Here is a 22,750-nt window from a genome sequence, read left to right as displayed (position 1 = left end):
TTTCAGCCGCTACGAGCGGCCTTCCGCCGAGAGGCGCTCCCGGTTCGGCACCACTAATTTTCCTGATACACGAGCACTTCAACACGTGATCAAATCTGTTAACCTTCCCCACGTAAACTGGGCACGACCTGTTTTCATTTGATTCATTTGCACCCGGTGGTACTTTCGTGAAGTTTAGATTTTTCCCCTCAGATACGCGTGGTCTTGAGTTGTTGCGTGAGCTGGCCACCGAGGTTCATCAATGTGTAGGAATCCTCTCCGAAATGCTCGGTTCCGATGAGGACCGTCTGGTTCACCTGGAGGACTTGAATGCTTCCGAAGTAAAAACCACCGACCTGCACTATGCGGTGCTCACCCACCTGCGTACCAGCTATGTGAACCCGTTGCCGCGTGAAGATATCTACACCTTTTCACGCCTGCTGCACGAGGCAGTCGAGCAGCTCAGCGGTGCCGGGGATTTGATTGCGCATCTGGGTAATAAACAGCTATCTCATCGAGCCGCCGAACAACTTGAACTCATTGGGCGGCAGGCCGAGCTCACCACCGATGCACTGGGCAAACTTCAGCGCATGGATGATCTTGAGGATTTGTGGCTAGAGCTGGTGCGGCTCTCAAAGCGTGCGCACCGCACCCATCTCACCTGGGTTGGCGAAATTGGGGATCTAAACAAGGCAGGAACCATCATTAGGCACCGTTCGGTTGCCGAGCAGTTCCTTGCTTCGGCACAATCCCTGCGCGCCGTTGCCGATCATTTGGGACGCGTCCTGGTCAAGGAATCCTGATCCGCACCCCATGAGCTCCCAAACTCTCATGATGTTCTCGGTCCTTGCCTGCACCTGTGGGTTCGCGTTTCTCAACGGGTTTCGTGACGCGTCAAACTCGGTGGCGGCCGCGGTCCGCACCCGGGCGCTAACACCTACCTATGCGGTGCTTGTGGCAGCGTTTTTCACCTTTGTTGGCACCATGCTTTCAACAAGCTTTGGTGTTTATCTCATCTCCGCGGTTGAGCTAAATGTCCCGGATGGAACCCCGGGGCTCGCCCTGCTTCTGGCAGCGCTGTTGGCCGCAGGGGCTTGGGGACTGCTGTGTTGGTGGCGCGGGTTACCGATTTCTTCGACCCATTCGCTTATTTCCGCGTTGGCCGGTGCCAGTGGGGCCTCGGCAATCCTAGGCAACGAGGGAGTACACGATGCCTTACGGATGCTGCTTGCTGGTGTGCTGCTCCCGTTACTTGTTACCCCGCTAGTTGCCTACACGCTTTCCTACCTACTTGTGGTTCCGGCAACCTGGCTGGTGCGCCATTCAAGTGCTTCCGATGTCAATGGGGTATCTCGGGCCGGGCAAGCGGTTGCCGCGTGCGCTGTAGCGTTGGGACACGGGATCCAGGATGGTCAACGCACCGGTGCCATGCTCACCCTGACCTTGGTGACCGCGCATGCCGCGCAACCGGGGTCCATTATGCTCAGCACCCAGCTTTTGGGGGCAAGCTGTTTGGCAGCTGGTGTGCTTTTTGGTGGTTGGCGCATTGCCCACACCATTGCCTACCGTTTGGTGAGCCTTGACCCACTGCGTGGGATGATCGCCCAGTCCATCTCCGCGACAATGCTTTATCTGGGGGCCATGGTGTTCCATCTGCCGATGTCCACCACCCAGGCGGTCACCAGTTCAATCGTTGGTGCCGGGGCCAACCAACGCTTCGAATCGGTGATTTGGCGGAATGTGAACCGGGTCGGTCTGCACTGGGTGGCAACACCAATAGTGTGTGCCATGCTCGCCGGGATACTTTTCCTGGCCATGAACCCGCTGCTGGGTTAGTTCGTCTCCCCGACGCCCTTGTCGTTTTGACCCGAGCCTATTTCTCTTCCGAGGGTGACGGGCTGCCTGACGGGGCCGGAGTCGGCACAGACGAACCGGTAGCAGGCTTGTCTCGCTCCGTGCCCGAGTCCCGAGTCGATTCCTCGACCTCCGGGTCTGTTGGTGAGGGGCTTGGCGTTCCGCTTTCCGTGGCGCCCGACTCGACAGCGGATTTCACGTCGGTCGCCTTGACGTCCTCGGGCTTGAGCGTCGGGGCCGTGGGCATGGTGCTCGGCAGCGCAGCCTCTTTTTCCTTCGGGGCCTCGGGGCTGCATTCATTGAGCAACGGCTGGACGGTGTCGAACGGCAAGGGCGCCTGCATGCGTCCCAGGTCGGCGCCCTCGGACTCGTACGGATCCTGAACCGTGGCATCTAGCGGGAAGACGTTCCATCCCTCATGCCCGGCGACAAACTGGCTTGGTAGGCCAAAGACATCTGCCTGTTCTTCCTTGTCGGGGTATGAGGAGTATCCGTCACCAAAGGGGTTCACGGACAGCTTGGTGCCGTTCTCACTGAAGAGCTGCACGTTGCGCAGAGGCTGACCCGAGCAGTCGTAGGCGAAGACATTTGAGACGTTTTCCCCGTCGAGGGACAGGCCATCCGACACCGCGGACGCCGCGGACGCGTAGTCGTAGGACTGGCTGTAGAGCGCCCGGTTAACCGAGTCGAAGGCGACCAGCGCCATGGGCAGCAGCAGCACCGCGGCAACAACGCTGGTTGCATACTTCAGCCCTTTGCCGGCGCGACCGCTGCCCAGCCAGCGCCCGCGTCCCCATTGCACGCTCACGGCGATCACCCCGGCCCACAGGAGGAATTCGAGCAAGCCCCGCGGGAAAAACGGCCAGTCCTGCTTGACCAAGACAATCAGCAGTCCAAAGACGATCCAGCCGCGTAGCACCCACCACACGGGGCGCAGCGCGACCAGAAAGTCGAGCAGCGCCGCGGTTGCGGGCTTTGCACGCAGCGACGCGATGGCCCCGCGCACCTTGGTTTCTAGGGAGCGGCGCAAGGACAGGGCGGCAAGGACCGGCGCCTTGGCCTGGAGCCCGGCGGAGGCACGAAGTTCCGCCGCGTAGGCGGCCGGATCGCCTAGGTCGGAGCCATCCTCGGCCAGCCGCTCGGTGAGGTCCGCCTCGAGTCCCTCGGTGAGCTCCTCGACGTCGAGCGCGGGGAGGTCAGCAAGCTGGGCGCGTACTGCCCGGGCGAATTCGCCGACGATGTTCCGGTGGTTCGTGTTCATGAGTGGGATCCGTTCGAACTCGTGGCGGCTGCCGGTGCTGGTTGGTGATTGATGAGCGTGGAGAACACCGCGGCAAACTCGTTCCAGGTTTCTCGCTGAGCCTCGAACATTGCGATGCCCTCGGCCTTGATGGCGTAGTACTTGCGGTTGGGTCCGCCCTCGGAAGGCACCACGTAGGTGGAAAGCGCTCCCGCCGCGTAGAGCCGGCGTAGCGTCCCGTAGACCGAGGCGTCGCCGATTTCCGCTATTCCGGCGGCGCGCAAGCGCCGCACGATGTCGTAGCCGTAGCCGTCTTCCTCCCGAACCACGGCCAATACCGCGACGTCCAGCACTCCCTTGAGCAATTGCGTGGTGTCCACCAGGCACTCCCTTCTCCGCACACCACAGTATTACGCTTTACACAGTAGTGTGCACATTGCAGCAGTGCGTTCCTCCGTGTCGCGTCCGGCGTCGGCTCCTCAGATACGGCATTAAACATGCCAGTGGCGGGGTAGTGCGCATCCTACGCGCACTACCCCGCCACTGTGATCCCCTCCAGGATCCCCGGAAGATCCCCCTCCCGGTACCGCTCCCTAAACCCCCTGAGGGGCCCGGGGTGCGAAGTTCTATGTAATTAGCTCAGCCATTTGATCGCTGAGACTTATCCGAAGCGACCGGAGACGTAATCCTCGGTGGCCTTGACCGACGGGTTGGAGAAGATCGTCGCGGTATCCGCGTATTCGATCAGCTTGCCTGGCTTGCCGGTTCCGGCGATATTGAAGAACGCCGTCCTATCACTCACGCGGGCCGCCTGCTGCATATTGTGGGTCACGATCACCACGGTGAACTCACTCTTAAGTTCATTGATCAAATCCTCAATGGCCAGGGTGGAGATCGGGTCCAATGCCGAGCATGGCTCATCCATCAGGATTACCTGTGGCTTTACGGCGATGGTGCGGGCGATGCACAGACGCTGTTGCTGCCCACCGGAGAGGCCCGAGCCGGGCTTATCTAAGCGGTCCTTGACCTCGTTCCATAAATTGGCCCCACGCAAGGACTTTTCAACCAGTGAATCAGCATCGGACTTGGAAATCTTCTTGCCGTTGAGCTTGACCCCAGCCAGTACGTTGTCCTTGATGGACATGGTGGGGAACGGGTTGGGGCGCTGGAAGACCATGCCAATCTGCGAGCGCACGGTCACCGGATCAACACCGGATTCGTACAGGTTATCGCCATCGAGCAGTACTTCGCCCTCGACGCGACCACCGGGGATAACCTCGTGCATGCGGTTCAGGGTGCGCAGGAACGTTGACTTGCCGCAGCCCGAGGGGCCGATGAAAGCGGTAACAGATTTTGCTTCGATTCCGATATTTACATCTTCAACTGCCAAGAACTTGGAGTAGTAGACATTGAGGTCTTTGACGTCGATGCGCTTTGACATTTTTTCTTATTCCTTAAAAATTTTGGGGGTATCGAAGGGTCCGGAGCCTTACGGCTCAACGGCCCTTTTTGGGGGCGAAGAGGCTAGCGATCAATCTGGCACCAAGGTTGAGCACCATGACCATGACGATCAACAACAGAGCCGCAGCCCAGGCACGCTGGATCGAAGGGTCAATGTTCGTCGGTGAGGTTGGTGTGATGATTTGGTAGTAAATGAAGGTTGGCAGGGTGGCCATCCAGTTACCAAAGACATTCGCATTGATGTTATTTGCTAGACCCGCGGTGACAAGGATTGGTGCGGTTTCGCCGATGACACGGGCAATGGCAAGGGTAACACCGGAGGCGATACCGGAGATTGCCGTGGGGATTACTACCTTCGTGATGGTGCGCCACTTGCGCACGCCCAGCGCGTAGGATGCTTCGCGTAGTTCGTTGGGAACAATCTTGAGCATTTCCTCGGTGGAGCGAACCACTGTTGGAATCATCAAGACGCTCAGGGCTACCGCCGCGACGATACCCATGCGGGCGGTGGGGCCCAGCAGTACCGCAAAAAGCGCTGTGGCAAAGAGGCCGGCAACGATCGAAGGGATACCAGTCATTACGTCGACGAAGAAGGTGATGGCGCGGGCCAGCGGACCATTTTTGCCATATTCAACAAGGTATACGGCGGTGAGCATGCCCACCGGCACGGAGATCAACGTTGCCCACAGGGTGATCAGCAGAGTGCCAACCACAGCATGGTAGGCGCCGCCAAGGACCGGAGTACCGTTTTCTACGCTTGCGTTATCGATCGCGCCGGTGACGCCGTTCATTGAATGGAACAGGAAATGCATATTGATTCCCGGCAGACCCTTTTGCAGGACCGTGAATAATACCGAGGCCAGCGGAATCAAGGCCAGCAGGAAGGCACCGTACACAAGGTATGTGGCAAGCGCATTTTTTCCGCGTCGTGGTCCTTCAACCACCGTGGTGATAATGCTTCCGGCCAAAACGAAGATTATTGCGCTGTAGATGGCAAACGAAGCAATCGAAAAGCCGGTAAGTGTTGAGGACGCGGCACCGAGCACCAGGGCACCGGCCGCAATTGCCAGAACAGCAAAGCGTGGTAAGTGTCCCTTGGCTAGCGAGTTACGTTTGCGTGGAAGCGGAGCCTGCGGAGTCTTCGACGACCCGTTAGCTCGTGTGGTCTTAGCTTGGTTTGTGGCTGTGCTGCTCATTAGTTGGCCCCCGAGAATTCCTTGTGGCGAGCAATAATGGCTCGAGCAATCAGGTTGACGGCCAGCGTGATGACAAAGAGCACCAAACCAGCTGCGATCAGTTCGGAAAGTCGCAAGCCAAACGCTTCGGGGAAGTTCAAAGCAATTTCCGCAGCGATTGTCTGGTTACCGGACTTGATCAGCGATGGGATCAGACCACCGGTTGAGAGCACCAAGGCTACCGCCATGGTTTCACCCAGTGCGCGACCCAAACCGAGCATGACCGCAGAGATAATTCCGGGCCGAGCGAAGGGAAGCACCGACATGGTGATCATTTCCCAGCGCGTTGCGCCCAAGGCCAGTGCGGCTTCCTCATGGAGCTTAGGGGTCTGGAGGAAGATTTCGCGGCTCAACGAGGTGATGATTGGAAGCACCATTACCGCAAGTACGATACCGGCGGTGAGGATCGTCTTGCCGGTTTGTGAGGCCGGACCGCCAAAGAGCGGGATGAACCCCATGTTCTCGGCCAACCATTGGTAGGAAGGCACAAGGGCCGGAGCCAAAACTAGGTAGCCCCAAGCACCGTAAATAACCGAAGGGATTGCGGCTAGCAGGTCAATGACATAGCCAAGACCCGCAGCGAGTTTGCGCGGGGCATAGTGGGAGATGAAAAGCGCTACGGCGATGCCTACCGGGGTGGCAATCAGTAGCGCGATTGATGCTGCAATCACGGTACCGATGACGATCGGGAAAATGTAGCTGGCGAATCCTTCGCCACCGGTGATCAATGCCGGGTTAGCGGTAAATGTTGGCAAGGCCTGGATGAGCAGGAAAATTGCCACAGCAAAAAGTGTGATGAGGATCAAGATGCCCGCGCCCAGCGCGGCACCGGAGAAAATTTTGTCTCCGGCCTGTCCCTTAGATCCTTGGCGCCGAAGCGCGTTGCTGGTCATGTAGGTGAGCCTTAGAATTTTGTGCGTCCGAATACGGGGATCGGGTGGCCGAACGCGTGGGATATGGAGGGGAAAAACAAACTTGAGTGGTCGGCTCCCGAATCACCAACAAGTGGTCATCCCGGGAACCGACCCAAAGTGTTAGCTAGGAGCCAACCTTGATTGCTTCAATCGACTTGATTGCGGTTTCGCTCATCTTTGTCGAAAGTGGTGCGTTACCAGCCGACTCGGCTGCCTGCTTCTGGCCGGCGTCCGAGAGGACGTACTCGCCAAATGCCTTGACCAAATCAACGGTGTTCTGATCCTTGTAGCTGGAGCAGAAGACGTGGTAGGAGACCAGGATGATCGGGTATGAGCCGGTCTCGGTGGAATCACGCTTGAGATCCAGAGACATATCTAGTGCGCTACGCCCGGCAACGGGAGTTGCTGCCTCGACGCCCTTGGCCGCTGCTTCGGGGGAGATCTTGGTGAAGTCGCTGCCGACCTTCACATTCACGGTGCCCAGTTTGCCTACTGCAGAGTGATCCGCATAGGTAATTGCGCCTTCGGTGCCGGTGGTGGTTGCCACGACGCCCGAGGTACCCTTGGCATTTTCGCTGGAGAGGTCCTTGGGCCAGTCGCCCGAGACGTCGTAGGTCCACACATCCTTGGCAGCCGTGTGTAGGTAGTCAACGAAGTTTTCCGTGGTTCCGGATTCGTCATTGCGGTGAACAACGGTGATTGCCGTATCAGGAAGGGTGACACCCTCGTTTGTTGCAGCAATTGCAGGATCGTTCCACTTGGTGATTTCAAGCTTGAAGATTTTGGCGATTGTTGGTGCGTCAAGGTTCAGGGTTTCGATACCCGGAAGGTTGAATGCAACGGCAATCGGTGAAACGTAGGCCGGGACGTTGAAGGCGCCATCCGGGCCGCAGATGCTCTTCGAAGCTTCGATTTCCTCGTCCTTGAGGTAGGCATCCGAGCCTGCGAATTGTGCGCCGCCAGCCAAGAATGCCTTGCGACCTGCACCGGAGCCATCCGGGGAGTACTGCACCATGGTGCCGGCGTTTTCGGCCTCAAAGCCGGCCTTCCAGGCTTCCATTGCCGACTTCTGCGAGGATGCGCCCGAACCGGTCAGCGTGCCGGAAACGGCAGCCGCGGTAGCGCCGGAGCTTGCGGCGCCGGAAGTGGCCGCGGCGGTCGGGCTGTCCGAACCGCAAGCGGTCAGTGCCAGTGCGGCGACGGTAAGAACAGCAGCCGCGCTGCCGATGCGTTGAAGCTTCACGAGTTTTTCCTCTTTCAAAATACCTATCAATGGTGGTCCGAATCGTCGTGGTTCGTACCCGACGATGCACTCGCTGGCGCATCGCTTCAATACGAAGTTATGCCGCCTAGGTAACCAGAGGTTGCGTTGAAGGTGAACGGAAGGTGAACAAGCTAAAGATATTGGGGTGTTTCGGCTCACTGTCTTGAATTTGAGGGTGATCCACCTGCACATGACAGACTTAGGGCCATGGGCGTGAAGAGTTCGATTGCTGCAGGCTGGGGCTTCCTCAAACGTCGCAGCCGGGTTGGTGTGCGGCGAGCACGCACGTCGCTGCCCAAAATCCTCCAGATGACTATGTGTGCGGTCCTTGCCTATTGGATTGCCGAGCAGCTGTTGGGGCACGTTGATCCCATTTTTGCCGCGACCAGTGGGCTACTGGCTCTAGGGTTTAGCCCACAAACAACGCTGCGGCGCACCCTAGAGGTCGCTATTGGTTGCACGCTGGGCGTGGCGGTCGGCGATTTAATGCTCACCGCTCTGGGTGCTGGCCTCTGGCAGGCCTCACTGGTGCTGTTTGTGTCCCTCTTGATTGCGCGTTTTATAGACTCAAGCCCACTTTTTACCATGCAATTGGGTTTGCAATCACTGCTCGTGGTGTTGTTGCCCATTGGCGAGGCTGGCCCCTTTGCCCGCTCGCTCGACGCCGTGGTTGGTTCCGTATGTGCGCTGCTTATCTTAATGTTGCTGCCGCGTGACCCACGCCGAGCGCCAATGGCGGATCTTGCGAAGTTACTCTCCGAGCTTTCGGGAGTTTTGCATGAATGCGGCCGGGCAGTGAGTAAGTCCGATGCGACCTTGGCTTTCCACGCGTTGGTCCGCGCCCGCGCCACCCAACCATTGATGGATGCCTTGCCCGCTGAGCTCAAGACTGCCCGCGAGGTAGCTACCCTTGCACCGTTGCGGCGCAGGCACCGCTCGGATGTTGACCGGCTCGATGTTTCAGCCGAAAAGGTGGACCTTGCCGTAAGAAATGCGCGAGTTTTGGCTAGGCGTCTGACCACAGTGATCAACCATGCGGCGCTCAGCGACCGGGGTGTGGAAACCGTCTCCGGGTTACTTACCGAACTCTCCGAGGCAGTGGATGCGCTGGGCCAAGCGATATTGGAGCCCACGGACTCGGGGTATGAACGGGCCATTGCTCGGGCTAAGCGTGAGCTTTCCGATTGCGCCTTTCAGCTTGATCCGGATTCTTTGCATGTAAGTGGTCTACAGGGCGAAGGAATGATCCTGTTATTGCGTCCGCTGGTTGTTGACTTGCTCGAGGCCGCGGGACTTGAACACGAGGACGCTGTGGCACTACTACCGCGCCTCTAGCGAACAGCTCAACGTGCAGACCCAAATTGTCGGTTCCAGGCACTAGCATCAAGCACATGGCAAAGATTTCACGCAGCAAATCCACTCCCTCCTACCGTTGCGGTGAATGCGGTTGGAGCACCGTGAAGTGGGTTGGCCGTTGCGGCGAATGCCAAGCCTGGGGCACGGTTGAAGAAATGGGTGCGGTAAGCGCCAAGACCACCGTTGCCTCAAATATTGCGGTACCTGCACAACCCATCGGCGAAATCGATGCATCCACTGCTTCTTACCGCCCTTCGGGGGTCGATGAGCTCGACCGCGTCTTGGGCGGTGGGTTTGTTCCCGGTGCTGTGATCCTACTGGCCGGAGAACCCGGGGTTGGTAAATCCACGTTGCTACTTGATGTTGCAGCCCGTGCTGCCCGAACCAATCGCAAAGTTTTATATATTACCGGTGAAGAATCTGCGGCCCAGGTCAAGGTGCGCGCCGAACGCATCGATGCGCTTGCCGAAACCCTTTTCCTCACCGCCGAAACCGACCTTGGCATTGCCTTGGGACAGGTTGAGAAGATCGATCCCGAACTATTGATAGTTGACTCGGTCCAGACCCTGGCCTCCGCGGAGGTCGATGGCACTGCTGGCGGCATCTCCCAGGTCCGCGAGGTTGCAGCATCGATTATCAATGCGGCAAAACGCCGCAATATGACAACAGTGTTGGTTGGACATGTCACCAAGGAAGGCTCTATCGCTGGACCACGCTTGCTTGAACACCTCGTTGATGTTGTGTGTCAGTTCGACGGCGAGCGCCACTCCCGATTGCGGCTATTGCGTGCCTTGAAGAATCGTTATGGACCCACAGATGAGGTTGGCTGTTTTGATCTGACCGAAACCGGCATTCATGGGCTTGCCGATCCTTCCGGGCTCTTTGTCACTCGCACCAAAGACCCGGTACCGGGCACCTGCATCACTGTCACCCTCGAGGGTCGTCGTCCGTTGGTCGCAGAGGTTCAGACGCTACTTTCGCGTTCGGTAAGTGCCATTCCCCGCAGGGCCACAAGTGGTCTTGATGCTGCCCGTACCCAGATGATCCTTGCGGTTCTACAGTCACGAGCAAAAATGGAGCTCAGCGGCCTGGACTCTTACGTTGCAACAGTAGGAGGGGTCAAGCTCAGCGAGCCGGCAACCGACCTAGCAACCGCTTTGGCTCTCGCCTCTTCAATGCATAATCATCCGTTGCCCCCACAATTTGTTGCTTTCGGAGAGGTAGGGCTTGCCGGTGAAGTTCGGCCGGTACCGGAAATTGGTCGTCGCATCATCGAGGCAGAACGACTTGGTTTTCGCTACGCAATGGTCCCAGATTCTCCCCACCCACCAAAGAACATTCCCGACTCAATCAGGGTCTTTACCGTCTCTTCGGTGCATGAGGCGCTCAATATTGCCTTTGAGCAGCGTGTAAAGAACTAGATTTTGAGCACTCTTTGTAACGAAGCTGTACCAAAACCTGTCGATAGTGACCCTTTACGCGCTAAGCACCCATGCCATGGCCATACCATTGTATTAATCCCGCCGGAAGGAACTGGTCATGCCCAAGAGCCCTGAAGTAGCGCTAAAAACTACCTTGGCACGGGTGGCACCCGGTACTGAGCTCCGTGATGGCCTCGAACGAATTCTGCGTGGTCGGACAGGTGCGCTCATACTTTTAGGGCACGACAAGGTTGTCGATGCGATTTGTTCCGGTGGTTTCGATATCAATATCGAGTTCTCTCCCACCCGGCTACGTGAGCTAGCCAAAATGGATGGGGCAATAGTCTGTGATAAGGATGGATCCCGTATTTTGCGTGCCGGCGTACAGCTAGTGCCCGATCACTCGATCCCTACCCAGGAATCTGGTACTCGTCACCGTACCGCCGAACGCGTTGCAATTCAGACCGGCTTCCCCGTGGTCTCGGTATCCCAATCAATGCACATCATTGCCCTGTATGTTAAGGGAATTCGCTATGTACTAGAAGGATCCGAACCGGTACTGGCTCGTGGCAACCAGGCACTGGCAACCCTCGAACGCTACCGGGCACGCCTTGATCAAGTCACCAACGCCCTATCTGCCGCGGAAATCGAGGCGGTTGTTACGGTGCGGGATGTTGCAGCTGTGCTGCAACGTCAGGAGATGGTGCGTCGAATTTCCGAAGAAATCGCGCAATACGTTCTTGAACTCGGTTCCGATGGACGACTTTTAGCGTTGCAGCTTGATGAGCTTTCCGCGGGTCTTGGCCCGGGCTCGGACCTTGTCCTGAAGGATTATTCGGGACTGGGTAAGGAAGAACTTGATATTGATGCAGCGTTGCTCAAAATGCAGGCGTTGGACAGCACAGATCTGATTGATCTTGGAAAGTTCGCAGCAATTCTCGGCGTTACTCCTGGTATTGATTCGCTTGAAGCAATCGTCGCTCCCAAGGGATACCGCCTACTTGCTGGCATCAAGTCGGTTCCACGTACTGTTGCTGATCGACTCGTCACGAGTTTTGATGGTCTGCAACGGCTCATGGCAGCCAATATTGAGGATCTGATGGCAGTGGAAGGCATCGGTGAACAGCGCGCCCGTACCGTGCGTGAAGGACTTTCAAGGATTGCCGAAACTTCCCTACTGGACCGTTTCATCTAGCATTTTCACGTTAGCGCTTTGGCCGTTTACCTAACGCCGCTTACTTCAGTTCGAAGCTTGCCTTTGCACTTGTCAGATTCCCAAGTTTGGCAGTAAATCCATACCAACCGGGGCGCGGCTTTGCTGCAACTACCTTGCAACCAGGTGCGCTACGTACGCGTTCCCAAGTAAAACGCGCTGTTTCACTGCTACCCGCCGGCATGATGATTTCAACGTCGCGGGGATCCGCCAAACAGTCAGAAGTTGAAAATATTCTGTCACTGCCGCTCATGACGGTGAATTCTTGCTGGCTTGTTCCAACGTTTACCGTGCAGGCGAATTTACCCTCATTTTTGATTGTCATGATCAATACAGGGTTTTGCGACGGACCAAGCGTTGATTGAGATGTTGAAGCCACAACACTTACGTCTTCGGCAACGCATCCTGTCGCTGAAGCACTGGGATCGGCATTGTTTTCCGCCGCTGGATCTTGTGTGCCGGGCTCATCGGCCTTTGGTGTATTACCTTGGGAATCTTGCTGCGTTGGTGTATCACTGGTGCCCGGGCGCAGCGCCCCGGCCAATGCAATGCCGCCCCACACCAGCAACCCAATGACCAACAGCCCGGCGATGAGTACCGCTAGACGGCGCCGGCGAAACACCTGCGCGGAGGGACGAGAGGGGCGGACCGACTTTTCAGACATACACCAAGGCTACGAACCGATTGCGCTTCGTAGTGGCTCCCACGCCGCCAGCTAGAGTAATGGTGTCCCATTTAGCAATTCCAAGGATCTTCGTGCCACAATCTGCCCTGCCGCTTCTGCACCGGGAAATCGCCGACTGGTATCACAGCAATGCCAGGATTTTGCCCTGGCGAGAAGAAACGGCAACGCCGTGGGCCATTATGGTCTCCGAATTCATGCTCCAACAAACTCCCGTGGTCCGTGTGCTGCCGGTATGGGAGATCTGGATGAAACGGTGGCCAACCCCGGCAGATTTGGCCGCGGAACCGGTCTCCGAAGCGCTCAAGGCCTGGGGGCGGCTAGGCTATCCGCGTCGGGCACTGCGTCTACATGCCGCGGCAACATTGATTACCGAAGAATATGCTGGGGTGGTTCCGGGTACCGAGGCCGAGCTGCTGGCATTGCCCGGTGTTGGGACCTACACGGCAGCGGCAATTGCGTGCTTTGCTTTCAAGGAACCAACGGTTGTTGTTGATACTAATATTCGCCGCGTACATGCCCGGCTCATCAGCGGCAAGGCGTTACCCGAACAAAATCAAAACGCTGCCGAGCTCGCCCTTGCCGCCAGGGTTCTTCCAACGAACACGCCTCTTGCCAATACCTGGAATATTGGTGTGATGGAACTTGGCGCGCTAGTGTGCACCGCACGTTCCCCACGCTGTGAAGATTGCCCGGTCATGAACCACTGCGCGTGGATCGATGCCGGGCGTCCCGAACCGCATTATGTTCCCAAGGGTCAGCCATGGCACGGAACCGATCGACAGGTACGCGGTGCCATGATGGCGGTCTTACGTAATTCCTCGCGACCGGTGGACCGTGCAGATCTGCTGGGCACCCCGGATCTTGGGGTTGCTACTGGCAACGCACAGATCGGTGCGCTGAGCCGGGTTGGAGATCCCACACATGAGGCATGGGTGACCCTGCATTCGCTGCCTGCCGAGCTGGCACAACGCGAACGGGCCTTGAGCTCACTATTGGCAGATGGGCTGGCTCAGCAGGCTGCAGAGGGCATTAGCCTTCCGGACTAAAAGCGAATAATCATTCGCGTGTTACCCAGCGTATTGGGTTTTACCCGAGCCAAGTCAAGGAACTCGGCGACGCCCTCATCGGTCGAGCGAAGCAGTTCGGAATAAACTTCCGGATCCACCGCGCTTTGCTCTTCCATCACACCAAAGCCGTGACGCACGAAAAAATCAACCTCAAATGTCAGGCAAAAGACGCGTGAAACACCAAGTTCTTGGGCTTCGAGCAGGAGCCGGTCAAGAATTTGATGGCCTACACCTTGTCCGCGCCAGGCACCGTCGGTGGCAAGAGTCCGCACCTCGGCAATGTCTTCCCACATCACGTGCAATCCACCGCAACCAATAACGTTGCCTTGGCTATCTTCGGCTACAAAGAATTCCTGCAGGTTTTCATAGTAGGCAACCGCTTCCTTTTCCAATAGCACCCGTCCCTCGGCCAGTGGTCTGACTAGGTTGCGAATATGTTTCACATCGCTGGTACGGGCACGCCTGACGGTATAGGAACTCATGAAATCATCCTATGCCCAATATTCTTTGCTTCCTTGCATCAAGGCATTGACCCCACGACGAAAAGAGGGCTTGTAATCCTTGCTGGATTACAAGCCCTCTTTTCTTTTGAATCTATCTGAAACGTTAGCCTTCGATGGCTACCGGTGCCGGCTCGCCTTCGATCTGCGGGGTTCCGCCTTCACCATGGAAGGTGAATGTAGCTTCGTCTCCCTCGCCTTCGACGTCAACCTTGATGTGCTGACCAGCAACAAGTTCGCCGAAGAGGATCTTCTCGGAGAGCTGGTCTTCAATGTCGCGCTGCATGGTGCGGCGCAACGGACGAGCACCCATTGCCGGATCGTAGCCGCGGGTTGCCAGCAGGATACGGGCGGCCGGGGAGAGCTCGATTGTCATGTTGCGATCGTCAAGACGCTTCTGCAAGCGGCCAAGGAACAGATCGACAATCTGAACGATCTCTTCCTGGGTCAGCTGCGGGAAGACCACGACATCATCAACACGGTTCAGGAACTCGGGGCGGAAGTGCTGGCGCAGTTCTTCCTGGACCTTCGCCTGCATGCGGTTGTACCCGGTCTTGGTGTCGGTGGCCGACTGGAAGCCGGTCATCACACCCTTGGAAATGTCGCGGGTACCAAGGTTGGTGGTCATGATGATCACGGTGTTCTTGAAGTCCACCACGCGGCCCTGGGAGTCGGTCAAACGGCCGTCTTCCAAAATCTGCAGCAGCGAGTTGAACAGGTCTGCGTGAGCCTTTTCGACCTCATCGAAGAGGACAACGGAGAACGGACGACGACGAACCTTCTCGGTGAGCTGGCCGCCTTCTTCGTAGCCAACGTAGCCCGGAGGGGCACCGAAGAGACGTGAGACGGTGTGCTTTTCCGAGTATTCGGACATGTCCAAGGTGATCAGTGCGTCTTCCTCACCAAAGAGGAATTCTGCCAGAGCCTTCGCCAGCTCGGTCTTACCAACACCTGTCGGACCGGCGAAGATGAACGAACCACCGGGGCGGTTCGGATCCTTCAGCCCCGCACGAGTACGGCGGATTGCCTGAGAAATAGCCTTGATTGCCTGGTCCTGGCCGATGACGCGCTTGTGCAGCTCATCTTCCATGTTCAGCAGACGCGTGGATTCTTCCTCGGTCAGCTTGATGACCGGGATGCCGGTGGAGTTGGCAAGAACTTCGGCGATGAGTTCCTCATCAACCTCGGCGATCTCATCGAGTTCACCATTCTTCCAAGCCTTTTCCTTCTCGGCACGGGCTTCTTGAAGCTTGCCTTCCTTGTCACGCAAGGCTGCGGCACCTTCGAAGTCCTGAGCGTCGATTGCGGCTTCCTTTTCCAGACGAACCGTGGCGATTTCCTCGTCCATCAGCTTCAGCGCCGGAGGGGCGGTCATGCGGCGGATGCGCAGGCGCGCACCTGCCTCATCAATCAGGTCGATGGCCTTATCCGGAAGGAATCGGTCGGAAATGTAGCGGTGCGCAAGCTGCGCTGCCGCCGCAAGTGCACCATCAGTGATCGAGACGCGATGGTGTGCCTCGTAGCGATCACGCAGGCCACGCAGGATCTGCGTGGTGTGCTCAACCGAAGGTTCCTTGACCTGGATCGGCTGGAAACGGCGCTCGAGCGCTGCATCCTTCTCGATGTGCTTACGGTATTCATCAAGAGTTGTTGCACCAATGGTCTGCAGTTCGCCACGGGCCAGCATTGGCTTGAGGATCGAGGCTGCATCGATTGCGCCTTCGGCTGCACCTGCACCAACGAGGGTGTGGATTTCGTCGATGAACAAGATGATGTCGCCGCGGGTGCGGATTTCCTTGAGCACCTTCTTCAGGCGTTCCTCAAAGTCACCGCGGTAACGGGAGCCAGCAACCAGGGAACCAAGGTCAAGGGTGTAAAGCTGCTTGTCCTTGATGGTTTCTGGGACATCGCCTCGCACGATTGCCTGGGCTAGACCCTCGACTACCGCTGTCTTACCAACGCCTGGTTCGCCGATGAGTACCGGGTTGTTCTTTGTGCGGCGCGAGAGGACTTGCATAACGCGTTCCATCTCGAACTCGCGGCCAATGACCGGGTCGAGCTTGCCTTCGCGTGCTGCTGCGGTGAGGTTGCGACCAAACTGGTCAAGCACCGCGGAGCCCGCAGGGGTGCCCTCGGTCTGGCCACCGGAGCTAACTCCGGCACCTGCGGTTTCCTTACCACCTTGGTATCCGGAGAGCAGCTGAATAACCTGCTGTCGCACGCGGGACAGATCCGCGCCGAGCTTCACCAAGACCTGGGCGGCAACGCCCTCGCCCTCGCGGATCAGGCCGAGCAGGATGTGCTCGGTGCCAATGTAATTGTGGCCTAGCTGTAGCGCTTCACGCAGGGAAAGTTCAAGAACCTTCTTGGCACGCGGGGTGAAGGGGATGTGACCGGAAGGTGCCTGCTGGCCCTGCCCGATTATCTCCTGAACCTGTTCGCGAACCGCACCAAGCGATATGTTCAGCGATTCAAGGGCCTTGGCAGCGACGCCTTCACCTTCATGAATCAGGCCGAGCAATACGTGCTCGGTTCCGATGTAGTTGTGGTTGAGCATGCGCGCCTCTTCTTGGGCAAGCACGACAACGCGACGGGCACGGTCGGTAAATCTCTCAAACATGCGGCACACTCCTAGCTAACACGTATTTCGATGCTACGCATCAAATACACGCTCGTGGGGAATGTTCGCCCAAGGGATAACAATGTTCACCCTCGGCGTTCAAAGAAATGAGAATTAACGTCAAATGGGGCCAAATCCTCGATGGATCGGACCCCATTTGAATATTTAGTTCCCGGCCTTACCTTCGCCCAACCTTCGTTGTGAAAGGCATAAGCGCAAAGAAGTCTTTTACTTAGACTTCGAACGCGACTTCTTGGCCATCGCGGCGTGGTAAGCCGAAATCACTTCAGCCTGAAGGCGGCCACGAGCATTCACCTTGATGTTGTTCTCCTTGGCCCAGGCACGAATGGCCGGAGCTTCCTTCGGAGTGAACTGCTTCGAGGGACGTGCAACCTTGATGTACGGCTTCAAGGCGTCACGGAACGCGTCGGCATTTCCTTCATTTAGGTCAATTTCGTAGTGCTGCCCACTAATACCAAACACGATGGATTCTGTTGCTTCGGAGCCATCAATATCGTCAATCAGCGCGATCTGAACCTGGCGTGCCACTAGCTACTCCTTGTGTTGTTGGGATTACACATGAATCAAATAACGGTATCAATCCACATGTTCTCTATTATCATAAACACAAGAGCCCATAATGTAACAAGTAGAAACTAAAATACTTGGCAAACTGTCAGACTATTGACCGTTATTGCCAGACTCTTCGTTGATCGAATTCATTTGTTCGTCGACTTCAGCTTCAGCAATACGCTCGGTTCTATCAACGTTTGATACAGCACGAATAACAAACCAAAAAACGAGTGCAACAACTATTGTTGGTAGCAAAGCTTCAACATAGGGCATGTTATGCCTCCGGCTTGAGCAGTGGGAAGAGAATTGTTTCACGAATGCCAGTGTCAACAAACAGCATGACTAGCCGGTCAATGCCCAGGCCAATGCCACCCATCGGTGGAGCACCGTATTCCAGTGCACGCAAGAAGTCTTCATCAAGCTGCATTGCCTCATCGTCACCATCTGCTGCCATGAGCGACTGCTCGGTGAGACGCTCACGCTGAATGACCGGGTCGATCAGTTCGGAGAAGGCGGTGCCACGCTCCATGCCACCAATGATCAAGTCCCAGGCTTCAATGACGCCGGGCTTGCTGCGGTGCGGACGGGCAAGTGGCTGGGCGGCCGGTGGGTAATCATAAACAAATGTCGGGTTGATCAAGTTTGGTTCGACAATTTCACCAAACAATTCGATCACTAATTTCTCGGCACCCCATTTAGGGTCAACCTTTACCGAGTGCTTTTCGGCAATTCCACGAAGAGTTTCAGCGTCGGTTTCAGGAGTAATTTCCTGGCCTACGGCTTCGGAAAGTCCCGGGTAGACTGCCAGCCAGGCCCAGTCACCATCGAGGTTGATGGTGCCCTTAGAAGTTTCAATGACGCGCCCTGCACCAATAGCATCTGCCGCATTGAGAATAATTTCCTTGATGCGATCGGCCATCACAAACTGATCCGCGTATGCTTCATAGCATTCTAGAGTGGTGAATTCCGGTGAGTGGGTCGAGTCAACGCCCTCGTTTCGGAAGATACGTCCAACTTCGAAGATCCGGTCAATGCCACCCACTACGGCACGCTTGAGGAATAGCTCGGTTGCGATGCGTAGGGTCATATCCTGATCAAAGGCATTCAGGTGTGTTTCGAACGGTCGGGCCGATGCGCCACCGTGAATCAGCTGAAGCATTGGGGTTTCAACCTCAACGTACTCACGTGCATGCAGGGTATCGCGTACCGCACGGGTGATTGCCGCACGCTTGTAAACCATCTGGCGGGCTTCATCGCGCACAATCAGATCTGCGTAGCGCTGGCGCACTCGGGTTTCCTCATTGAGGTCTGCATGAAGCACCGGTAGCGGACGTAGGGCCTTGGACGCCATCTGCCACTCGGTGGCCATGACAGAAAGTTCGCCACGGCGCGAGGCAATGACTTCACCGGTGATCAAGACATGGTCACCGAGGTCTACTAGCGCTTTCCAGTCGGCAAGGCGTTCTTCACCAACATTGGCCAGGGACAGCATTGCTTGCAGGCGCACGCCGGTACCGTCTGGGCCGCCTTCCTGAAGTGTGGCGAAGCAGAGCTTGCCGGTGTTGCGCATGAAGACTATGCGTCCAACAATGCCAACCTGCTTGCCAGTTGCCGTGTCCGGTTCGAGTTCGGGAAACTCTTCACGAACTTCTTGGAGGGAGTGCGTACGTGCAACTCCAACCGGGTAGGCTTCTTCGCCCCGAGCCAACAAGGTGGCGCGTTTATTCATACGCACCTGACGCTGATCGTTGGTGTCGGGATTCTTGGCAGCGGGGGTTTTAATTTCGGCAGTCACAATATGCAATTCTACGTTGCATTTGCTGTGCGTGGGCTGCGAGGTGTCCAGAGACACCACAGCACTTATTCCCCGCGCTGGCTAGGATGGATTCACCATGGAAGAAAGCACACTAAAAACCCCAGACGGCGGCCACCTTGCCCTGTACTCATATGGCAATGGGCAGGCACCTGGCCACAGGCGCGTCTTGGTAGTCGGCGGTGCTTTTCTCACAGCTCTGATCTATCGACCCTTTGCCGCAGCGCTGAGCACTCAATTCGGCGATAACTGGGCTATCGATGTTTATGACAGGCGCGGACGCGGAAACTCATCGGAACAACCACCCGACTACAGCATGGACACGGAAATCTCCGATGTTGCCTTGATGCTGCGGCACACCGGTGCACAAAACCTCTTCGGTCATTCACTCGGTGGGGCTGTTGTGTTGAACGCGGTACGAGAATTCATTGAAAAAAGTGCCTCGGCCGAAGAGTACAAGTCCCTAATACCCCAGCGTTTGGCCGTATATGATCCGGCAATCAATATCGATGCATCGGTAAATACCGCTTGGATGAAGCATTTCGAGCTTGACGTACAGGCGGGAAGAACCGGTCGTGCTATTGCTCGCATGCAACGCGGCATGCAGTTCTCTCCCACTCTAAGTAGGGTTCCACAACCCATTTTGGCGCTCTTGATTGCTGGAACTTCTAGATTCGGTGCAGGCAAAGCGACAAGAGCCCTGCTGCCCACAGGGGTTGGAGAGTTAAGCGCAGCACTACAGGAATCACACCCTGCCCAACGGTTCGCAAAACTCCCGACTAACACCTGCTTCATGGCCGGGTCTAAGAGTGCTGCATACTTCCGCGCCACCGCGCAGGCACTTCATCGGGCAGTGCCAGGTTCCCACTATGTGGAAACACCCAAGGGCATGCATGGCTCCGTGCCGGCAGCTTTCAAAGATCTATTGGGTGAAATAAATGACTATTTTATAGACGATCAAAAAGTTTAGGTTCTTGGATTCCAAGCGTGAGGAGCCCAAGAACCTAAACTCATTATTGATTTTCTGATGCTGTCAGAAGTTACTTATCACCAGATCTTGACGCGGTCTTCGGGTGCCATCCACATACCATCGCCGGGCTTGGTGCCGAATGCCTCATGGAATGCATCCATGTTCTTGGGCACCTGGTTGCAGCGGAATTCACCTGGTGAGTGTGGATCGGTGGTGATGCGGTTAACCATGGTCTCCGGGCGCATTAATGTACGCCAGCATTCGGCCCACGAATAGAAGAAGCGTTGGTCGCCCGTGAGCCCGTCAATGATCTCGTCGTTTTCAATTCCCTTGGCGGCGAGGTCTAGCTTGTAGGCCGTGTAGGCGATGCCCAGACCTCCGAGGTCGCCGATGTTCTCGCCGAGTGTGAGTTTTCCGTTCACGTGGTGCTCGGGGGCTTCAGGTGGAACCAACGCATCGTACTGGTCCACCAACTTCCCGGTCAGTGTTTCAAAGGCCGCCCGGTCCTCATCGGTCCACCAATTCTTTAGTTCACCGGTCCCATCAAATTGGGAACCTTGGTCGTCGAATCCGTGGCCGATTTCATGGCCAATGACGGCGCCAATGGCTCCATAGTTTGCCGCTGCATCCCGATCCGCATCAAAGAATGGGAATCGTAGAATGGCTGCCGGGAATGCAATTTCGTTGAGCAGTGGGTGGTAGTAAGCGTTGACCGTCTGCGGGTACATGAACCACAGTTCACGGTCCACTCCGTCGTCGATCTTCTTCAGTTCACGCAGGAAATCAAATTCATTTGAGGCAGCAATGTTGGAAATAACGTTATCTGCAACCGTGTTGATTGCTGAGTAATCGATCCACTCGTTCGGATAGCCTATCTTGGAGCGGAACATCGAAAGCTTCTCGAGTGCCTTTTCCTTGGTTTGCGGGCTCATCCATTCAAGTTCACCAATGGAGATCCGGTACGCATCGGTAAGGTTAGCAACCAATGCTTCCATCTTGTCCTTACTGCGCTGCGGGAAGTGCTCGGCCACATAAAGTTGACCGATGTCTTCACCCACCGCGCCTTCGGTAAATGCAACACCGCGCTTCCAACGTTCCCGCAGTTCCTGCACACCAGAAAGCTTGGCCGAGTAGAAGTCAAAGTTTTCGTTTACGAATGCACTGGAAAGGTACGGTGCATTTGAGCGGATCAGTTGTACGGCAAGCCAGTGCTGCCAGGTAGCTACCTCAACGCCCTGCAAGGCTTCCTCAAGACCCGCGAGGTAGCTAGGCTGCCATACGTCAACTTCGTTATAGTACTTCTCGGCGATTCCAGCGCCCTGAAGCCAGAGCCCAAGAGAAGGAATCAGTTCAAGGAGCTTGGCATTGGTCATAAGGTTGTATCGGGCCTGAGCATCACGACATTTGACCCGATCCCAGTGATGCGAGGCAAGCACTGTTTCGAGTTCCATCACCGATTTAGCTGCGGCATCCGATGCTTCAATACCGCCCAGGCTCAATAACCGAGTCAGGTGCTCTTCGTATTCCGCGCGCAGTTCTGCGAATTGCTCTTCGCGATAGTATGACTCGTCGGGAAGGCCCAGTCCGCTTTGGATAAAGGTGAGCAAGTTTCGCTCTGGAGCACCTGCGTCCGAGCTAGCGCCTACCTGAAGGAATCCTGAAACCCCGCGACGGTACAACGACCCTGCGAGTTGGAGCAGCTCGCTAATGTTTGCTGTGGCATAGATGCTGGTCAGATCGTCCCGAATTGGTTCGACGCCGCTGGACTCGATCCGCTCTTCATCCATGAAGCTTGCATAGATATTTGCAATGCGCAGCTTGCGTGGATCGGACTCGTTCGCGGACTGACCGATTTCGGATTGAGCCTCTTCGATGATTGCACGCACAGCCTCCTCGGAATCATCCCGTAAGGCCATGAATGAGCCGTAGGTCCCTTGGTCAGCGGGGATCTGCGCAGTATTGAGCCAGGCACCATTTGCATGGCGATACAGATCATCTTGTGGGCGCACACTGTCATCTCGGTGGTTTTCCGCTGAGATTTCGCGTTCGGCAGCTGGTGTCTTCGAAGGATCGGTGCTCATAATCGTCCTGTCCTTATAACTATGTTCGTTCCGGCCTCGCCGGAATCAAGGAATTGGTTCTAGGTCTCAACGAACCACCTTACGCTTATGAAGCAAAGATTTGATATCTTTTTTACTTCGTTACTCCCTCGGCGTGATGGGCAAGATCCACAGATCGCATTGGGCTAACTCTCGCGTCAATAGTTATCCACAGCACCTGTGGATACAGTCAGTTTTGCTGCTGCCCGTCATGCGCGAAGTATGCATAACTCTTTTAACGAGGTAGAGCGTTCCACCAGGGGTGGAACGCTCGAAGAATATGATGCTGGGATGGGTGCTATCGGGTGTTAACGATGTGTTGGGGTGGCTCAACGGTGGTGGTGATCGGGTGATATGCCCGGGGCAGACACACTTTTTGTCCTATACGCCGTGTTCATGGGTGGGTGGGTGGTTAAACATCAGAACCCCCAAGCCTTGGCTTGGGGGTTCTGGAACATAAATTATGTCCGGCGGTGACCTACTCTC

Annotated in this window: 20 protein-coding genes; 7 read left to right on the top strand and 13 right to left on the bottom strand. The window is 56.4% G+C overall.

Annotation, left to right across the window (positions count from 1 at the left end):
• Positions 1–167: 167 nt before the first annotated feature.
• Both CQ018_RS15850 and CQ018_RS15845 read left to right on the top strand, forming a co-directional pair.
• Positions 168–782, top strand: coding sequence for a hypothetical protein (locus tag CQ018_RS15850; protein WP_105550996.1), 615 nt, complete (start codon positions 168–170; stop codon positions 780–782).
• Positions 783–792: 10 nt separating this feature from the next.
• On the top strand, positions 793–1,815 hold the full coding sequence (locus tag CQ018_RS15845; RefSeq protein ID WP_105550995.1) for an inorganic phosphate transporter: 1,023 nt from the start codon (positions 793–795) through the stop codon (positions 1,813–1,815).
• 37 nt (positions 1,816–1,852) lie between these two features.
• Here CQ018_RS15845 and CQ018_RS15840 read toward each other — a convergent pair whose 3' ends face one another.
• The 6 genes from CQ018_RS15840 to pstS all read right to left on the bottom strand — a co-directional run bounded on the left by CQ018_RS15840 (position 1,853) and on the right by pstS (position 7,926).
• Positions 1,853–3,094, bottom strand: a complete 1,242-nt coding sequence (locus CQ018_RS15840) for a hypothetical protein (protein ID WP_105550994.1) — start codon at positions 3,092–3,094, stop codon at positions 1,853–1,855.
• On the bottom strand, positions 3,091–3,453 hold the full coding sequence (locus CQ018_RS15835) for a PadR family transcriptional regulator (RefSeq protein WP_105550993.1): 363 nt from the start codon (positions 3,451–3,453) through the stop codon (positions 3,091–3,093). Before CQ018_RS15835 ends, CQ018_RS15840 begins: the two co-directional genes overlap by 4 nt.
• 281 nt (positions 3,454–3,734) lie before the next feature.
• Positions 3,735–4,514 carry a phosphate ABC transporter ATP-binding protein PstB gene (pstB, locus tag CQ018_RS15830; RefSeq protein WP_105550992.1) on the bottom strand — a complete coding sequence of 260 codons (780 nt, stop codon included), beginning with the start codon at positions 4,512–4,514 and terminating at the stop codon, positions 3,735–3,737.
• Positions 4,515–4,569: 55 nt separating this feature from the next.
• The gene (pstA, locus tag CQ018_RS15825; RefSeq protein ID WP_105550991.1) at positions 4,570–5,730 is read right to left on the bottom strand and encodes a phosphate ABC transporter permease PstA; all 1,161 of its coding nucleotides are present in this window, start codon (positions 5,728–5,730) and stop codon (positions 4,570–4,572) included.
• Entirely contained in the window at positions 5,730–6,662 is a 933-nt protein-coding gene (gene pstC / locus CQ018_RS15820; protein ID WP_105550990.1) for a phosphate ABC transporter permease subunit PstC, read from the bottom strand. The genes pstA and pstC overlap by 1 nt, the downstream gene beginning before the upstream one ends.
• Before the next feature lie 145 nt (positions 6,663–6,807).
• Positions 6,808–7,926, bottom strand: a complete 1,119-nt coding sequence (gene pstS / locus CQ018_RS15815; RefSeq protein WP_105550989.1) for a phosphate ABC transporter substrate-binding protein PstS — start codon at positions 7,924–7,926, stop codon at positions 6,808–6,810.
• 228 nt (positions 7,927–8,154) lie between these two features.
• Between pstS and CQ018_RS15810 the strand changes: the two genes are divergently transcribed.
• The 3 genes from CQ018_RS15810 to disA all read left to right on the top strand — a co-directional run bounded on the left by CQ018_RS15810 (position 8,155) and on the right by disA (position 11,919).
• Positions 8,155–9,282: an aromatic acid exporter family protein gene (locus CQ018_RS15810; RefSeq protein ID WP_105550988.1), complete on the top strand. Its 1,128-nt coding sequence runs from the start codon at positions 8,155–8,157 to the stop codon at positions 9,280–9,282.
• A 56-nt stretch (positions 9,283–9,338) separates the two neighbouring features.
• The gene (radA, locus tag CQ018_RS15805) at positions 9,339–10,724 is read left to right on the top strand and encodes a DNA repair protein RadA (RefSeq protein ID WP_105550987.1); all 1,386 of its coding nucleotides are present in this window, start codon (positions 9,339–9,341) and stop codon (positions 10,722–10,724) included.
• 118 nt (positions 10,725–10,842) lie between these two features.
• On the top strand, positions 10,843–11,919 hold the full coding sequence (gene disA / locus CQ018_RS15800; protein ID WP_105550986.1) for a DNA integrity scanning diadenylate cyclase DisA: 1,077 nt from the start codon (positions 10,843–10,845) through the stop codon (positions 11,917–11,919).
• Between the two features lie 40 nt (positions 11,920–11,959).
• Here disA and CQ018_RS15795 read toward each other — a convergent pair whose 3' ends face one another.
• A complete protein-coding gene (locus CQ018_RS15795; RefSeq protein WP_105550985.1) occupies positions 11,960–12,601 on the bottom strand; it encodes a hypothetical protein in 642 nt (213 codons plus the stop codon).
• A gap of 59 nt (positions 12,602–12,660) precedes the next feature.
• On the opposite strand from CQ018_RS15795, the gene CQ018_RS15790 reads away from it, so the two are divergent.
• Positions 12,661–13,668: an A/G-specific adenine glycosylase gene (locus CQ018_RS15790; protein WP_105550984.1), complete on the top strand. Its 1,008-nt coding sequence runs from the start codon at positions 12,661–12,663 to the stop codon at positions 13,666–13,668.
• Here CQ018_RS15790 and CQ018_RS15785 read toward each other — a convergent pair.
• From CQ018_RS15785 to lysS, 5 genes are all read right to left on the bottom strand, one after another.
• On the bottom strand, positions 13,665–14,171 hold the full coding sequence (locus tag CQ018_RS15785; protein WP_105550983.1) for an amino-acid N-acetyltransferase: 507 nt from the start codon (positions 14,169–14,171) through the stop codon (positions 13,665–13,667). The two genes, CQ018_RS15790 and CQ018_RS15785, sit on opposite strands and share 4 nt — an antisense overlap.
• A 124-nt stretch (positions 14,172–14,295) precedes the next feature.
• Complete coding sequence (locus tag CQ018_RS15780) at positions 14,296–16,809, bottom strand: ATP-dependent Clp protease ATP-binding subunit (RefSeq protein WP_105550982.1); 2,514 nt, start codon at positions 16,807–16,809, stop codon at positions 14,296–14,298.
• Positions 16,810–17,037: 228 nt separating this feature from the next.
• The gene (locus CQ018_RS15775; protein WP_105550981.1) at positions 17,038–17,358 is read right to left on the bottom strand and encodes an Lsr2 family protein; all 321 of its coding nucleotides are present in this window, start codon (positions 17,356–17,358) and stop codon (positions 17,038–17,040) included.
• A 132-nt stretch (positions 17,359–17,490) separates the two neighbouring features.
• A complete protein-coding gene (locus tag CQ018_RS20105) occupies positions 17,491–17,655 on the bottom strand; it encodes a hypothetical protein (RefSeq protein ID WP_181149927.1) in 165 nt (54 codons plus the stop codon).
• A gap of 1 nt (position 17,656) precedes the next feature.
• On the bottom strand, positions 17,657–19,177 hold the full coding sequence (gene lysS / locus CQ018_RS15770) for a lysine--tRNA ligase (RefSeq protein ID WP_181149926.1): 1,521 nt from the start codon (positions 19,175–19,177) through the stop codon (positions 17,657–17,659).
• A 97-nt stretch (positions 19,178–19,274) separates the two neighbouring features.
• Between lysS and CQ018_RS15765 the strand changes: the two genes are divergently transcribed.
• A complete protein-coding gene (locus tag CQ018_RS15765) occupies positions 19,275–20,165 on the top strand; it encodes an alpha/beta fold hydrolase (RefSeq protein WP_105550980.1) in 891 nt (296 codons plus the stop codon).
• Between the two features lie 77 nt (positions 20,166–20,242).
• On the opposite strand, the gene CQ018_RS15760 is transcribed toward CQ018_RS15765, so the two are convergent.
• On the bottom strand, positions 20,243–22,246 hold the full coding sequence (locus CQ018_RS15760) for a M13 family metallopeptidase (RefSeq protein WP_105550979.1): 2,004 nt from the start codon (positions 22,244–22,246) through the stop codon (positions 20,243–20,245).
• Positions 22,247–22,750: the final 504 nt, after the last annotated feature.

Origin of the sequence: Arthrobacter sp. MYb227 (genome assembly GCF_002975435.1) — a bacterium.
In the GTDB taxonomy this organism is placed as follows: Bacteria; Actinomycetota; Actinomycetes; order Actinomycetales; family Micrococcaceae; genus Paeniglutamicibacter.
This window is presented reverse-complemented; position numbering and strand designations above follow the sequence as displayed.

Excerpts from the sequence above, each read along its gene's own strand:
- CQ018_RS15780 (WP_105550982.1), bottom strand. The coding sequence starts at position 16,809 with ATGTTTGAGAGATTTACCGACCGTGCCCGTCGCGTTGTCGTGCTTGCC.
- CQ018_RS15845 (WP_105550995.1), top strand. The coding sequence starts at position 793 with ATGAGCTCCCAAACTCTCATGATGTTCTCGGTCCTTGCCTGCACCTGT.
- pstA (WP_105550991.1), bottom strand. The coding sequence starts at position 5,730 with ATGAGCAGCACAGCCACAAACCAAGCTAAGACCACACGAGCTAACGGG.
- CQ018_RS15785 (WP_105550983.1), bottom strand. The coding sequence starts at position 14,171 with ATGAGTTCCTATACCGTCAGGCGTGCCCGTACCAGCGATGTGAAACAT.
- pstC (WP_105550990.1), bottom strand. The coding sequence starts at position 6,662 with ATGACCAGCAACGCGCTTCGGCGCCAAGGATCTAAGGGACAGGCCGGA.
- CQ018_RS15840 (WP_105550994.1), bottom strand. The coding sequence starts at position 3,094 with ATGAACACGAACCACCGGAACATCGTCGGCGAATTCGCCCGGGCAGTA.
- CQ018_RS15790 (WP_105550984.1), top strand. The coding sequence starts at position 12,661 with ATGGTGTCCCATTTAGCAATTCCAAGGATCTTCGTGCCACAATCTGCC.
- pstB (WP_105550992.1), bottom strand. The coding sequence starts at position 4,514 with ATGTCAAAGCGCATCGACGTCAAAGACCTCAATGTCTACTACTCCAAG.
- disA (WP_105550986.1), top strand. The coding sequence starts at position 10,843 with ATGCCCAAGAGCCCTGAAGTAGCGCTAAAAACTACCTTGGCACGGGTG.
- radA (WP_105550987.1), top strand. The coding sequence starts at position 9,339 with ATGGCAAAGATTTCACGCAGCAAATCCACTCCCTCCTACCGTTGCGGT.
- CQ018_RS20105 (WP_181149927.1), bottom strand. The coding sequence starts at position 17,655 with ATGCCCTATGTTGAAGCTTTGCTACCAACAATAGTTGTTGCACTCGTT.
- CQ018_RS15765 (WP_105550980.1), top strand. The coding sequence starts at position 19,275 with ATGGAAGAAAGCACACTAAAAACCCCAGACGGCGGCCACCTTGCCCTG.
- CQ018_RS15810 (WP_105550988.1), top strand. The coding sequence starts at position 8,155 with ATGGGCGTGAAGAGTTCGATTGCTGCAGGCTGGGGCTTCCTCAAACGT.
- CQ018_RS15795 (WP_105550985.1), bottom strand. The coding sequence starts at position 12,601 with ATGTCTGAAAAGTCGGTCCGCCCCTCTCGTCCCTCCGCGCAGGTGTTT.
- CQ018_RS15760 (WP_105550979.1), bottom strand. The coding sequence starts at position 22,246 with ATGAGCACCGATCCTTCGAAGACACCAGCTGCCGAACGCGAAATCTCA.